7 protein-coding genes are annotated in these 15,385 nt (G+C 58.3%); 6 read left to right on the forward strand and 1 reads right to left on the reverse strand.

Annotation, left to right across the window (positions count from 1 at the left end; genetic code table 11):
* Positions 1-8 precede the first annotated feature (8 nt).
* From dusB to ACI514_RS22240, 6 genes are all read left to right on the forward strand, one after another.
* Positions 9-1,019, forward strand: coding sequence for a tRNA dihydrouridine synthase DusB (gene dusB / locus ACI514_RS22215; protein ID WP_116031736.1), 1,011 nt, complete (start codon positions 9-11; stop codon positions 1,017-1,019).
* On the forward strand, positions 1,016-1,336 hold the full coding sequence (gene fis, locus ACI514_RS22220; protein WP_002555375.1) for a DNA-binding transcriptional regulator Fis: 321 nt from the start codon (positions 1,016-1,018) through the stop codon (positions 1,334-1,336). The genes dusB and fis overlap by 4 nt, the downstream gene beginning before the upstream one ends.
* A gap of 83 nt (positions 1,337-1,419) precedes the next feature.
* Positions 1,420-3,027 (forward strand): bifunctional phosphoribosylaminoimidazolecarboxamide formyltransferase/IMP cyclohydrolase, encoded by a 1,608-nt coding sequence (purH, locus tag ACI514_RS22225; protein WP_007914589.1) that lies wholly within the window; start codon positions 1,420-1,422, stop codon positions 3,025-3,027.
* A 155-nt stretch (positions 3,028-3,182) separates the two neighbouring features.
* Complete coding sequence (gene purD, locus ACI514_RS22230; protein ID WP_405122389.1) at positions 3,183-4,478, forward strand: phosphoribosylamine--glycine ligase; 1,296 nt, start codon at positions 3,183-3,185, stop codon at positions 4,476-4,478.
* A 99-nt stretch (positions 4,479-4,577) separates the two neighbouring features.
* Positions 4,578-7,355, forward strand: a complete 2,778-nt coding sequence (locus ACI514_RS22235; RefSeq protein ID WP_405122390.1) for a response regulator — start codon at positions 4,578-4,580, stop codon at positions 7,353-7,355.
* 64 nt (positions 7,356-7,419) lie between these two features.
* Positions 7,420-8,016: a MarC family protein gene (locus tag ACI514_RS22240; protein WP_160055458.1), complete on the forward strand. Its 597-nt coding sequence runs from the start codon at positions 7,420-7,422 to the stop codon at positions 8,014-8,016.
* Positions 8,017-8,093: 77 nt separating this feature from the next.
* Here the strand turns inward: ACI514_RS22240 and ACI514_RS22245 are convergent, their stop codons facing one another.
* Positions 8,094-15,230, reverse strand: a complete 7,137-nt coding sequence (locus ACI514_RS22245; protein WP_405122391.1) for a TcdA/TcdB pore-forming domain-containing protein — start codon at positions 15,228-15,230, stop codon at positions 8,094-8,096.
* Between the last annotated feature and the right edge of the window lie 155 nt (positions 15,231-15,385).

Genomic DNA, 15,385 nt, shown 5'->3' on the forward strand with positions numbered 1-15,385 from the left:
GAAGTCCTATGTCGGCGGTACGCATCGGCCCATACACATTGCAGAACGGCTTGATTCTCGCCCCGATGGCGGGGGTCACCGATCAGCCCTTTCGTCAGCTGTGCAAGCGTTTGGGCGCAGGGCTTGTAGTCTCGGAAATGGTCACCAGTGACATGAGCCTGTGGAACACCCGCAAGTCGCGCATGCGCATGATCCACGAAGGCGATCCCGAGCCACGCTCGGTACAGATTGCCGGTGGTGATGCACAGATGCTGGCAGACGCGGCCCGGGCCAACGTCGAACTGGGCGCACAGATTATTGATATCAACATGGGTTGCCCGGCGAAGAAGGTCTGCAACAAGGCCGCCGGTTCCGCGCTGTTGAAAGATGAAGCATTGGTCACCGAGATCCTGCAGGCCGTTGTGGCTGCGGTTGATGTGCCGGTCACCCTGAAGATCCGCACCGGTTGGGATCGCGACAACAAGAACGGTCTGACCGTGGCGAAGATCGCCGAGCAGGCCGGGATCACCGCGCTGGCAGTGCATGGCCGCACTCGCGCCGATCTTTACAAGGGTGAAGCCGAGTACGACACGATTGCCGCGATCAAGCAGGCCGTGTCGATCCCGGTGTTTGCCAATGGCGATATCGACTCGCCGGAAAAGGCCCGTTACGTCCTTGACGCGACCGGTGCCGATGGCCTGTTGGTAGGCCGCGCCGCCCAAGGGCGGCCATGGATTTTTCGCGAGATCGAACACTTCCTGCGTACCGGCGAGAAATTGCCGGCGCCGGAGCTGATCGAGGTGGAACACATACTGCTAGAGCATCTGGCCGCACTTCACGCTTTCTATGGGGATGTGATGGGCGTGCGCATTGCGCGCAAGCATGTGGGCTGGTATCTCGCAACCTTGCCGGGCGCCAGGGAGTTTCGCGCCCACTTCAATCGTTTGGATGGTACGGAAACACAATGCGCCAACGTTCGGGAGTTCTTCGCCGAGCGTTACAAGAGCCTGACAGGGGACGAAGAAGGGGTGGCCGCATGACGATGATGACCGAGACTTTAGTGAGTGGAACAACACCCGTGAGCGACAACGTGAATTTGAAACAGCACCTCAATACCCCGAGCGAAGAAGGTCAGACCCTTCGCGGGAGTGTCGAGAAGGCGCTGCACAATTATTTCGCCCACCTTGAGGGCGCGTCCGTCACGGATGTGTACAACCTGGTGCTCTCCGAAGTCGAGGCTCCCCTGCTCGAAAGCGTGATGAACTACGTCAAGGGCAACCAGACCAAGGCCAGTGAGCTGCTGGGGCTTAACCGCGGCACGCTGCGCAAGAAACTCAAGCAGTACGATCTGCTGTAAGCATTCAATCAAACCAGAAAGGCGCCCGCGTAAAAAACGGTCGCCTTTTTTGCTGACTTCCTTTGCTTTTGATGGAAATTGAGATGACCGACCAGACTACCCGCCTGCCGATCCGCCGCGCCTTGATCAGCGTTTCCGACAAGACCGGGATCCTCGAATTCGCCAAGGAGCTCGAAGCTCTGGGCGTCGAGATCCTCTCCACCGGCGGGACGTTCAAGCTGCTGCGCGACAACGGTGTTGCCGCAGTGGAAGTCGCGGATTACACCGGTTTCGCCGAGATGATGGACGGTCGGGTGAAAACCCTGCACCCGAAAATCCACGGCGGCATCCTCGGTCGTCGTGGTATCGACGACGCGATCATGAGCGAGCACGGCATCAAGCCGATCGATCTGGTTGCAGTCAACCTCTATCCGTTCGAAGCCACCATCAACAAGCCAGGCTGCGACCTGCCGACCGCGATCGAGAACATCGACATCGGCGGCCCGACCATGGTCCGTTCGGCAGCAAAAAACCATAAAGACGTAGCGATCGTGGTAAATGCCAGCGATTACGCCAGCGTCCTGGAAGGCCTCAAGGCCGGCGGCCTGACCTACGCTCAGCGTTTCGACCTGATGCTCAAGGCTTTTGAACACACCGCTGCCTACGACGGCATGATCGCCAACTACATGGGCACCGTGAATCAGGCGGCTGAAACCCTGAGCACCGAAGGCCGCAGCGAATTCCCGCGCACCTTCAACAGCCAGTTCATCAAGGCTCAGGAAATGCGCTACGGCGAGAACCCGCACCAGAGCGCGGCGTTCTACGTTGAAGCCAAGCCTGCCGAAGTCGGCATCGCCACCGCGACCCAACTGCAAGGCAAAGAGCTTTCGTACAACAACGTGGCCGACACCGACGCTGCGCTGGAATGCGTGAAGAGCTTCGTCAAGCCAGCCTGCGTGATCGTAAAGCACGCCAACCCGTGCGGCGTGGCGGTCAGCCCGGACGCTGAAGGCGGTATTCGTCAGGCCTACGAACTGGCGTACGCGACTGATACTGAATCGGCATTCGGCGGCATCATCGCCTTCAACCGTGAACTGGATGCCGAGACCGCCAAAGCGATCGTCGAGCGTCAGTTCGTTGAAGTGATCATTGCCCCGAGCGTCAGCGAAGAAGCCCGCGCCATCGTCGCGGCCAAAGCCAACGTGCGCCTGCTGGCCTGCGGCGAGTGGTCGGCTGACCGCGCCGCAGCGTGGGACTACAAGCGCGTCAACGGCGGCCTGCTGGTACAGAGCCGTGACATCGGCATGATCAGCGCCGATGACCTGAAAGTGGTGACCAAACGCGCGCCGACCGAACAGGAAATCCACGACCTGATCTTCGCCTGGAAAGTCGCCAAGTACGTGAAGTCCAACGCCATCGTCTACGCCAAGAACCGTCAGACCATCGGTGTCGGCGCTGGCCAGATGAGCCGCGTAAACTCGGCACGTATTGCCGCGATCAAGGCTGAGCACGCTGGCCTGCAAGTTGCCGGTTCGGTGATGGCCTCGGACGCGTTCTTCCCGTTCCGCGACGGTCTGGATAACGCGGCCAAAGTCGGTATCACTGCGGTGATCCAGCCGGGTGGTTCGATGCGTGATGCTGAAGTGATTGCCGCCGCTGACGAAGCCGGTATCGCGATGGTGTTCACCGGCATGCGCCACTTCCGTCACTAAGAACACGTTCCAATGTAGGAGTGAGCCTGCTCGCGATAGCCATTGATCAGTCAAAGCTGCAGTGACTGACACACTGCAATCGCGAGCAGGCTCACTCCTACAGAAAAGCGTCCCTGCGGCGCTCAACAGAATTAGCGTCATCCGAGGTTTTTGAAATGAATGTTTTGATCATTGGCAGCGGTGGCCGTGAACACGCACTGGCCTGGAAAGTGGCTCAGGATCCGCGCGTGCAGAAAGTTTTCGTCGCACCGGGCAACGCTGGCACCGCCATCGAAGCCAAGTGCGAGAACGTCGCCATCGACGTGCTGGCCCTTGAGCAACTGGCCGACTTCGCCGAGAAAAACGTTTCGCTGACCATCGTTGGTCCGGAAGTGCCGCTGGTGGCTGGCGTCGTTGATCTGTTCCGCTCGCGTGGTCTGGACTGCTTCGGCCCAACCGCCGGTGCCGCGCAACTGGAAGGATCGAAAGCCTTCACCAAGGATTTCCTCGCGCGCCACAAGATCCCGACCGCCGACTACCAGAACTTCACCGAGATCGAGCCAGCCCTGGCTTATCTGCGTGAAAAAGGCGCGCCGATTGTGATCAAGGCCGATGGCCTGGCCGCCGGTAAAGGCGTGATCGTCGCCATGACCCTCGCCGAAGCCGAAGACGCCGTGCGCGACATGCTCGCCGGCAACGCTTTCGGTGACGCCGGTTCGCGCGTGGTGATCGAAGAATTCCTCGACGGCGAAGAAGCTTCGTTCATCGTCATGGTCGACGGCAAAAACGTGCTGCCGATGGCCACCAGCCAGGATCACAAGCGTGTTGGCGACGGCGACAGCGGCCCGAACACGGGCGGCATGGGTGCTTACTCCCCTGCCCCGGTGGTCACCGCCGATGTGCACAAGCGCGTGATGGATCTGGTGATCTGGCCGACCGTGCGCGGCATGGCCGAAGAAGGCAACATCTACACCGGTTTCCTGTATGCCGGTCTGATGATCGACAAGGCCGGTAACCCGAAGGTTATCGAGTTCAACTGCCGCTTCGGCGATCCGGAAACCCAACCGGTGATGCTGCGCCTGCAATCGAGCCTGGTGCTGCTGGTCGAAGCCGCCCTGGCGCAAGCGCTGGACAAGGTTGAAGCACAGTGGGATCCACGTCCGAGTGTCGGCATCGTGCTGGCCGCTGGCGGCTACCCGGGCGATTACGCCAAGGGCGCGACGATCAACGGTCTGGATGCAGCCGCCAGCCTGGAAGGCAAAGTCTTCCACGCCGGCACCGCGCTGAACGATGGCAACGTCGTCACCGCTGGTGGTCGCGTACTGTGCGCCACCGCAATGGGCGCCAGCGTCGGTGAAGCGCAGCAGCAAGCCTACAAGCTGGCGGCCGCCATCGACTGGGAAGGCTGCTTCTACCGCAAGGACATTGGCTACCGCGCCATTGCCCGTGAACGTGGCGAAACCCAGGAATAAGCTGTCGATCAAGTCCGGCGAGGGATACCGTTCCTCGCCGGGCTGTTCCGCCGCCGCGCATCGTTATATTCTGGCATCAACCTACGAAGGGATTTCGCCGTGCGCTGGCTCAGGATTGCCATAAGCTTCACCGTCACGTTGCTGACCTTGCTCTGCATGCTCCCGGCCCAGGCCGCACAAGGCAGTGGCTGGTCGGTATTGCTTGACGATCAGGGCAATCTGCAACTGAGCGATATCCGCTCCGCTCGCTACACCAATCAATTCAGCCCCATCGACCTTGATCGCCTCACCGCGTCCGAGCCCGATGGCGCCTTGTGGCTGCGTTTCCGCCTGGCGCCGGGCAAGCACGAACAAGTGCTGCGCATCTTCGCCCCTGATCTGTCAAAGCTCAGCCTCTATGTGCTCGACGGTGACAAGCTGATCGAACAACGCAACACCGGCACAGATCAGCCACAGGCCGAACGGCCGTTGCCGAGCAGCGACTTAATGCTGCCACTGCCGCTGAGCGACAAACCTCTCGACGTCTATCTGCGTCTGGTCTCCGACCATCAGTTGCGCCCGCATGTCACTCTGCAATCGGCGGTGATGAGCGCGGCCAACCACAATCAGACGCTGGTCTTCGGTTTACTGTTCGGCTGTCTCGGCATGCTGCTGTTGCACAACCTGGTGCGCTACGCCTACTCCCGCTCGCGCAGCAGCCTGTGGCTGGCAGTCTGCGAAGGCCTGTTGGGCCTCAGTCTGTTGCTGTTGCTCAACCTCGCCGGGCCTTGGTTGCCGAACTGGCATGCGGTGCAGACGCCGGGCGCCTATCTGGCACTGTTGCTGACCGCCCCGGCCGGATTGATGTTCGCCTATCGCTTCTTCGCCCCGCTCGGCCCGCACCCGCTGAACAAACTGTTGATTGGCGACATCCTGTTTATCGTGACCTGCAGCCTGTTGCTGTTGTTCGTCAACACTCTGCCGCTGAACATCATCACCTATGCACTGGTAGCACTCGCCGGCCTGAGCATGTTGTTCGTCGCGTTCTTTCACTGGCAGAAGGGCTACCGCCCGGCGCGGTTGTTCGTCGCGGCGATGGTGGTGTTCAACATCGGCACGCTGATCATTCTTCCGGCCTTGCTGGGGCTGACGCTGGTGTCGCCGCAAGGCTTGATCATGACCCTGATGGCGTTCATCTGCATCAGCGGCCTGTTGATGAGCATCGCCCTGGGTGAGCGTCAGCGCAGCATCACCGAAAGCCGTTTCAGCGTCAGCCGCGACCTCGCCGCAAGCAATGCCGAGATCAACGCAAAAGCCGAGTTCCTTGCCAAGATCAGCCACGAAATCCGCACGCCGATGAACGGCGTGCTGGGCATGACCGAACTGCTGCTGGGTACGCCGCTGTCGGTCAAGCAACGCGACTACGTGCAGACCATCCACAGCGCCGGCAACGAACTGCTGACGCTGATCAACGAGATCCTCGACATCTCCAAGCTCGAATCGGGCCAGATCGAACTGGACGACGTTCAGTTCGACCTTAATGCCCTGATCGATGACTGCCTGAGCATCTACCGGGCCAAGGCCGAACAACAGAACGTCGAGCTGATCAGCTTCATCCAGCCGCAAGTGCCACGGGTGATCAGCGGTGACCCGACGCGTCTGCGTCAGACCTTGCTGAGCCTGCTGGAAAACGCCCTGAAAAAAACCGATGAAGGCGAAGTGCTGATCGTCGTCGCGCTCGACGAACGCAGCAGCAAGCCACGCCTGCGCATCGCCGTGCAGGACAGTGGCGCGCCAATGGAGCAGGAAGAGCGCGACGCACTGATGCACGCCGAACTGCACAGCAAACACTTCCTCTCGGCCAACCGCCTGGGCGGCAATCTGGGGCTGGTGATCGCACGACAACTGATCCGTTTGATGCAGGGCGAATTCGGCATCAAGAGTGGCGCCAGTCAGGGCAGCACCTTGTGGCTGACCCTGCCACTGGATCCCGATCGCCTCGAACACCCGACCTCCGATCTCGACAGTCCGCTGCAAGGCGCGCGGGTGCTGGTGGTCGACGACAACGACACCTGCCGCAAAGTGCTGGTCCAGCAATGCAGTGCGTGGGGGCTGAATGTCAGCGCCGTGCCTTCCGGCAAGGAAGCGTTGGCCTTGCTGCGAACCAAAGCGCACCTGCGTGATTACTTTGATGTGGTGCTGCTCGATCAGAACATGCCGGGCATGACCGGCATGCAGCTTGCGGCCAAGATCAAGGAAGACCCAAGCCTCAACCACGACATCCTGCTGATCATGCTCACCGGCATCAGCAATGCGCCGAGCAAGATCATCGCGCGCAACTCGGGAATCAAACGCATCCTCGCCAAACCGGTGGCCGGCTACACCCTCAAGACTACGCTGGCCGACGAACTCAATCAGCGCAACAAAGGCCAAGTGGTGTTTCAGCCGCAAGTGGTCACCCCGGCCACGGCCGCCAAAGTGCCTAGCGATTTCCGCATCCTCGTCGCCGAAGACAACACGATTTCGACCAAGGTGATTCGCGGCATGCTCGGCAAGCTCAACCTGCAACCGGACACCGCCGCCAACGGCGAAGAAGCGCTGCAGGCGATGAAAGCCCAGCGTTACGACCTGGTGCTGATGGACTGCGAAATGCCGATCCTCGATGGTTTCTCGGCGACCCAGCAACTGCGCGCCTGGGAAGTCAGCAACCAACGCATTCGCACACCGATCGTGGCATTGACGGCGCATATCCTCGCCGAGCACAAGGAGCGCGCGCGTCAGGCCGGGATGGATGGGCACATGTCCAAGCCAGTGGAGTTGTCGCAATTGCGCGAGCTGATCGAGCACTGGGTGGCCCAGCGTGATCAGCAGAACCGGGCCACGACGCCAACCTCCTGAGCCCACAGGCCTCGTAGCGCCTGATAGACTCCCCCACGACTTCCCTCGCCAGTGAGCTTGCACCATGCTCCATGTGTTGTTCAGCGTTTACCTGAAGATGCTGGTGCTCTACAGCCCGTTCTTCGTGCTGTCCTGCTTTATCAGCCTGACCCGCGGTTATTCGCGCAAGGAGCAACGCCGCCTGGCCTGGAAAGTTGCACTGGCGACGCTGGTCTCCAGCGTCTTGCTGTATTTGTTCGGGCGGGTGATTTTCGATGTGTTCGGCATCACCGTGGATGCATTTCGCATCGGCGCGGGCAGTGTGCTGTTCATTTCGGCGCTGGGCATGGCACAGGGCAAACCGGCGGTACAGGCCGACAATGTGCAGCAGGACGTCACAATCGTCCCGCTGACCATCCCGCTGACCGTCGGCCCGGGCACCATCGGTGCCTTGCTGGTGATGGGTATCAGCCAGCCGCATTGGGATGACAAACTCACCGCGATCATGAGTATTGCGCTGGCCAGTTTCACCGTAGGTGTGGTGCTGTATCTGTCGAATCGCATCGAGCGGATTCTGGGTGATCAGGGGTTGCAGATCGTCAGCCGTTTGATGGGTTTGTTCGTCTGCGCCCTGGCGGCGCAGATCATTTTTACCGGGGTCAAAGGTTATCTGGTGCCCTGAGCGTTGGTTTAGCAACAAGGGTGTATGGAAAAACGCCGCAAACGAAACCGTTTGCGGCGCTTTACCCAATTGCCTGGTCAGTCCGCGAAATACGGTTTTGCCAATAGCGTCTGCATCGTCACCCGAGCGCTGCGCTCGGTTCGCGCCTGCAATCGCCGCACCCACGTCGATATCGCATGTGATTGCTGGTCCTTGAAGGCCAGATACACTTCTCCGCGCAAGGCGGAGTCAGCGGAGCACACATCACGAAAGATCAGGCTGTGTTCCGTATCAGGATCGACGATCAACAAATGCTCCCCGACGATCTCGAACAACAGCTTGTGCGGCGAATCGAAATCCCAGATCAGCTTTCCCGGTACTGCCGGTACTTCGCCCAGCGCATGCCGACAGTCGATGATCAACGAATCCAGCTTCAGCCAGGCGGCTTTCGACAACCGGCAAGTCACATGACCCTGACCCATTCGCAGAATCAGGGTCGTCACGTCATCGGGGATCAACGGCAGTAGATCATCCAGCCTGTTGCTTCCCTCAACGGTCAGTACCTGAGCGTTTCGCTCCAGGTAGTCAAACGTACCAATGCTTCTTCGTCCCGGATAGACGTTCAGGCCTCCCTCGCGCCGGTCGTGCAGCAGCACATTCGAGCGTTGCTGCGTACCCAGCAGTACGGGTTCGGTGGGCAGCATTTTGTCGGCAAGTTTTATCAGTCTCGCGCTTTGCGAGTCATACCATTGCAAACTGCCGGGCGCAGACTCGACGAGTACGAATGTTTCATGATCCACATCGCTCAGCAACGTTTGCAGTCGCTCAACCAACGGCTCGTGCTGCGCATTAACCCAGTCCTGACTGACACCGGTAATCACTTCAGGCTCGAGGTAACTCAACCTCAGCGAGACACCGTCCACCGTCGTTCCTGTTAACCCGGCGCCTTCGATGGACACTTCGGCAAACCGCCAATCGGCCCAATCCTGTCCGGGCGTCGGCAACCCGTCCGTATGCAGCAACTGCGCGCCTTCATCAAACGCATCGACCAGCGACTGTGGCTCGACCAGTTCCTGGCTCCAGATTGCACCGCTGGCCAGATCAAACAACCAGCCCGATCGGTTGTCCGGCGTCACGCCCAGCAGGCGTACAGACTTGTCGCGGCCAAGATCACACAGCAGCAAATGATCGTTGATGTACCAAGCGTTGAGGTAACCGTCTCCCGTGGCGTTTTTTAAGCCGATGATGGCAAAACTGTCCATCGAATAGCGCCTGGCTAGCGGCTCCAGCGCCTGCCACCAATGGCTGTGATCCTTCAGCCACTGCTCACCGACCCCACCCAACTGCAATTCTCCTGACATTGTCAGATTGAAGAACCGGCCTTGATCGTCCAGGACCAGGTAGCCATTTTCGACAGCCATCACCTGCTTCAGCCCCTCAGGTTCAACCCATCGGTGCGACCATTGCACCAGCCCCTGTTGCGCGGTCATTTGCAGACGACAGAGCGTCTGATCGAGACGGTTGTAGATGAAATACAGATCGCTTTCGTCCGCCATCGGCAACAGCACCATGTCGCTCAGGTTCTTGATCGAGTCGTGCCAGCCACGGGCATGACGGGGCAAAGGCAGCGGGTGGATCAAAAGCCGGTCACGGCTGCGCACCCACACCAGGTCGCGCTTGTCAGGATCGAATGCCCAACAGACCGAAACATACGGTGCCGGCTGCCAGTCAAGCGTCGAAAAGCCATCCACCGCCGACACGGCGCGGGGCGTCAGGTACGTGCCCAGCACCACTGACCAGTCCTTCAGCGTCTTGTCGGCGAAAACCTTCGCCTGCAACTCGCGATTCTGCTCGTAGGTGACGGAGCTCAACAGCAGTTGGCCATCGTGAATCAGATAACCGAACAGCTGAGTCCCCGTCGCACCCACCACGGTCTGCACGAAGTGAATCGTGCCCTGCTCATCCGCTTGCAAGTCACCGATGGTGCTTTTGCCCTCCGCCAGCAATAAGCGATAGCGATTCTTGAGCAATCCTGTGATCGCATCCACCTGCCAGATATCGTAGCTGTCCGGCACACAAAACCAGGCGAAGCCACCGCTCACCAACGCCAGCTGTGCACTGTCGGTTTCACCCGCACGCTCGTTGCGGATGTACAGAAAGCGGTCTTCCTGCGCGTCATACCAGGCCCTGACATAACGCGGCTGATGTGGCGACTCGAATGGAATCAACCAATCCCTGATTGGCGTATAGGCCAGTGTCAGACGATGCTCCTGAGCCAAAGATTTGTAATGTTCGAGCAATGCTTGTTCATTGAGCCCAAACGGCGCGCGTTGCTCGAGGATGGTCAACTGGCGTCTGGCCCAGTCAATGCCGAACATCTGTCCGTCGGCTGTACCGATCATCACCTCGTGGGCCCCCTCGCCAAGCTTCACTTGCACATCACCGATGTAAAGCTCGCTCGTTGCCTCAATTCGAATGTCGGCTTCATTGGCCCATGTGGCGTGTAACTGCCAACGGCTCGCTTGCAAACTCTGTGTATGCAGCTCGACGTTGCCACCGCGACTGAGCGTCAGTGCGCAGGCATTGCCGGACCCGGTGATCCTGTACGTCAGTTTGCCCTTCCAGACATCCGGCAATGACGGCATCACCAGCGTGCGCTCAATACCATCCAACTGAACCTCGATGAGCGTATCGCGATAATCGGGCAACAGGCGCCGCACGATGTAATGGGAGGGAAAAGAGTAAAACGAGAACAGAAACAACCAGTCACCGTCAGGCTTCTTTTGCTCCAGACGCCTTGCCGTGTCAAAGCCGCGGTCGTGGCGTAAATTGGCGAACGGTAGCGCCTGATACTCATAGCCGTAGCAGGTCTGCGGGGTGCAAGGCAGTACGATCGGTTGCGCGACAGGCGGGGTGAATCCGATCCGGTCAGGCAGCTTCAACTGACTGCGGATATCAATCGCCCGGGAATAGTCGGCATCGAAGTCCGCTACGCCGAAGTGATTGCGCAACGGGTATAGCTTCGGACTGTCGAGCGACACCGTGCCCGCCCCCAGATCAATTCGCTTGATGATCAATGCGGGGTTGGCAATCCAGGCATCGAACTCAGAATCGAAGTGATACCCGACATCCCGATAAGCCTCCTCCATGTCGGCGAAAAAGTTGCCGACGCCCTGCGCATCTCGAGCAATGACAGCAAAGCCTTGGGCCAGCGCCGCGACACCTACCGCCAGCCCGCCAAGGATCACCCCGGCACCACCCAATACCGCTGCGGCCGTCGACGCGCCAGTCAACGCGGCCCCGATGCCACCTGCGGTCAATGCGAGGCTGGCAGAGTCGAAGGCCAGTTGCGTGCCGAACTGCGCTTGTTCAACGCCATCCTGTGCATTGCCAAGCTGATAAATATCAAAACCGACGTTAGCCAGCCCCAACACGGCGCCGACACCTTCATTGGCCGTATGCCCCAAGGCTTCACCGACGACGGATGAAGTGGTGCGCGCAATGATCTTCACCTCGTTCAATGCGGTGCGAACCAGTCGAATCAGGCCGACCACATCCACCACGTTTCCATGCAAAAGTTGCGCATAGTTGAGGTAAGCATGCAGACGTACCGCCATGGTCAATGTGCGTCCGTCTCCTTCGCGATTGCGCAACGCGTTCATCAAAGCCTGAATCGTAAACCCGGCATTGAGCGTGTGTACGCTGCCAGCCTCGGTCGGATCCGGCACACCGGCGGATTGCTGCGGTTTGCGCGCCAGCGTGGAAAACTGCTCGGACAACCAGTGTTTGATGCGCAACAGCCGGTAGTCATCGCTGACCACTTCGACCACGTGTTCGGGGTTCGCGGGATCAACCAGGCTCAGTTGGTAGTGGCCCTGCGATGTAACCTGCAGGGTTTCAAACAATGGCACCAAAGGTGTCACCCCAGTATGCAGTTCTTGCAACGCCGCCGTGGCGCTGGCGATCTGCTGTCCCCACCAGTGGCTGTCCAGGCCCAACAGACTGGCCCCCAGGTGTGAGTTTTCCATCAGCGAGCGTCCATGCGCACTGTCAAGGCGCTGACGAATCTTGCCAGGCGGTTGCTTCGGCAGCGAATCCGGACCGAGCAGTTTTGCTACCTCAAAACCGCTTGAAAGGTGCAAAGCCGAAATCTGATCGCCATGCAATTCCACCAGATCGAACCGAGGACCGTTTTCGCCAGCGTACGCTGCGTAATAGTCGGCCATTTTCTGACGTACGAAAAAGTGCTCGAGCGCACGTTGTAACTGGGCGGCGCTTTCGAACTCGAACAGACCGAAATTGGGGTCATAAAAATGGTAAGTCGCCACGTTACCCACTACAGTTTTCGCCACCAGCATCGAATGGTTTTCGGAGTTGAGCATCATCGTGCGAGTACCGGTGTGACTCTCCAGAGCGGCGCCGACCTGCTTCAGATCGGCGTGGCCAAACGGTGTGCCGACTTCACTCAACGCAGTACCACGAAGCTCTTCCAGTGCGAGCCCAAAAGCGATCGAATCACTTTGCTGCGGCTCAAGAGCCGCCAGATAAAAGCGCTCACGCAATCGATGAGAGGCCAGCCCGCCTTCGGTCAAGGCTGCGCTCATCACCAACGCCAATGGATAACAACGTCCTCCAATCGTCTCGCCGATACCGTTGAGCATCAAATCCTGAGGCACCAGTTTGACGCTGCGGGATTCGCTATCGAATTCACTGAGTACCTGGTCCAGTTTCTCGCCGACCAGGAGACGATGCTCCTTGGTGGCGACCTGCTGAATCTGCGCCGCACATCGCCCCCACTGCTGCTGGGTATACGCCTTCATCAGTGCAGCCTTTTTCAGACTCAGCGCACTGGCTGGCGAGGCTTCAGACTCGACAGCAGCGAAATTCAGACCACTCAGAAATGCCGGAGCCTTGAGTTGATAAAGCTGTCGCTCAATCGCCGCATAACGACTCGACACCCCCAGTTTGTGAAAGCTGTTGACCAGGTTGTCGAGTTCGACGCTGTATTTCTCGAAATTAATGCTGTGCAGTGAGTCCATTCCCAACAGAACACCGAGTGACAATCGCTGCAATGGCGTGAGATGGAGAACATCCAGTTCGCCATTGCCCATTGCCACCAATACTTCGTCCAGCCCCAGTTCCTGAATCCGTGCATCGCCAAGAAACACCGGAGGCAGTGCATTGTGGGCTTGTTGTTTGATCAACTGACGATCGCCAAAGCTCAGCGGCAGCGCGGCTTCAAAGTTGATTACACCGCTGTGCTGCTCCTGCATCGCCTTGATGAATGGCTCGCCGAGTCCATCGATCAGACCTTGCAATACACTGGAGAGCAGAACCGCTCTTCCCTCGATCAATGGCCAGCCCTGTTCGAACTCGATGGCCGAGCCCTTGAGCAGCTCGGCCATATCACCGCTGTAGCGCGTGCGGTACTGGCCCTTTTGCCAGCGCTCTTGCTCGCCGCTGACCCACTTCACGGCATCATTCTCATTTTCTTTCCAGGAGTGATCCAGTTCCTCCTCCGTGACGCGATTAACGCTGACTCGCGGAGCAATGGATGCGTCATCGCGAAGGATTTGCCCGTCATGCTCGGTCAGGTGAATTCGCCCGAAATCGTCCATGCCGTCACGGACAGCACGGGGGCCACTGAGGTAGACGGTGCTCTCGCTTTGCGGACGAATACCATCACTGAAGTAGCGCGCAGCCGAATAGGCCAGATAATCTGCAGAAATGGAACGCTCTGAAGACAGGTCAATCAAAGGCCCCCAACGGCTCGCAATAAACTCTTCAGCCAATGGCTGCATACTCGTCGAATCGATCAACGCTATTCTTTGTTGTGCTGCCCGGCGAATAGCGTCATTGACCACCTCATAGTTGAATCGAATGCGCCCAATAATGGTTTGCAGCATTGCCGCGCGAGGATGAGCCATCAGAAACGCGTTATTGATCGAACTGTTCTGAGCCACGGCCCGCACAGCGAACGGCCGTACCAGACGATCTGCCGGAAGCTCGAAGACTTGCCTCATGGCGGGCTGGCTTTGAGCAAACGCCTCAAGCGCCGAGCGAGATGCCTGAGGGATGTTGTCGACATGATTGCCATAACTGCTACGCATCGCCGCGCGTCCTGGCATCCAGTGCGGATTTTTGTCGAGCAAGAGCTGCAATACGCCCAAACGCTGGGGATCGGTAAAGGCGCTGATGTCCGTATCACCGATACTCTTACGCAATGGCGGCAAATTATCGACGTCGGCATAGCTCCCGCCTTCGCCATACAGGACCTCGGCACGAACGACATCAGACGCTGCCGCGAGATTGCCGCGCAGGCGAGTTTCCTGCTCGTAAATACCTTGCAACTGTATAAGCCTGTCACTGCCATCAAGATCACGTAACTGAAAACCATCACCGAGTTGCACTTCTATGCTCTCGCGGTTTCGTGACTTAAGCGCTTCCAGGACGTTGGCATCCTGACCATAAGCGCGAGTCAGTAAATCAATCCGGGCATCATCAGCCAACTCACCTCTGGCGACCGCTGCATTGATATGCGCCGCCATTTGTTGTTTCAAAACAATTGCCCGAGCTTCAAAAAGAGAAGCCAGTTCATTTTCGGAAACGGTTTTCCCAGCCACCTGGTTTAGAGCATCTGCCTTGGCAGCTTCAACAATCAGTTTGTTGGTTTGATATGCGAGCAGTGCATCGCTGTCGTACCAGAGATTGAACGTATAGCCGTGCTCGGCAAGCACCTGTTTCCACACATTCAGATAATCTCGCTGAATGGCACCGATACCACCACCGACCCATACAAAGTGCACAACCCTGGGGACTTCCGTCGCTGGGGTATTGACCAGCCCAGCACTGTACTGAACGAGAGATTCGAAACTCTCGACCTTGTCATAAATATCTGAAACATTCGGTTCTGTTTCATCCGCGCGGGCCGTTGACGAGCCCACACCACGCTTGCTCCGCTTGCCTTGGCGCAGGGGTTCCAGTGTCTGGCGCAACAGTCTTACCGGCTCCAGCAACCTTGATGAGCCCGTTCTTTCCAGGCATGCATCGTAATAACGCATGACCTCTTCGTAAACCGGGAAACCCTCATAAGGCAACAAAGCCTGCTGGAGGTCTACGAGATTTATAACGTTTTCGAAATTGACTTCAACAGTTTCAAGCTTATTGATGTTCTGCACAGAGTTTTGCCTCAGCAAAAAAAAGAGAGGCCAAACTAACGAGCAAACACGACCCATTCAAACTCAAATAAAATCAAACATTGTCAGGCAAAACAAATTGCAATCACCCTGACAAAAACGCAAACATTATAATAATCACAACCACTGCCCCCGCTGAAAGCCACAACAAAACAGCCGCCACGGTTACACAAACAAAACAAAAAAAAAATAAT

This window comes from Pseudomonas sp. M20 (genome assembly GCF_045037865.1).
GTDB lineage: Bacteria > Pseudomonadota > Gammaproteobacteria > Pseudomonadales > Pseudomonadaceae > Aquipseudomonas.

What these genes read in the sequence shown, in the direction of transcription:
- purD (WP_405122389.1), top strand. Translation starts at nt 3,183, where the DNA reads ATGAATGTTTTGATCATTGGCAGCGGTGGCCGTGAACACGCACTGGCC.
- purH (WP_007914589.1), top strand. Translation starts at nt 1,420, where the DNA reads ATGACCGACCAGACTACCCGCCTGCCGATCCGCCGCGCCTTGATCAGC.
- fis (WP_002555375.1), top strand. Translation starts at nt 1,016, where the DNA reads ATGACGATGATGACCGAGACTTTAGTGAGTGGAACAACACCCGTGAGC.
- ACI514_RS22240 (WP_160055458.1), top strand. Translation starts at nt 7,420, where the DNA reads ATGCTCCATGTGTTGTTCAGCGTTTACCTGAAGATGCTGGTGCTCTAC.
- ACI514_RS22245 (WP_405122391.1), bottom strand. Translation starts at nt 15,230, where the DNA reads ATGGGTCGTGTTTGCTCGTTAGTTTGGCCTCTCTTTTTTTTGCTGAGG.
- dusB (WP_116031736.1), top strand. Translation starts at nt 9, where the DNA reads ATGTCGGCGGTACGCATCGGCCCATACACATTGCAGAACGGCTTGATT.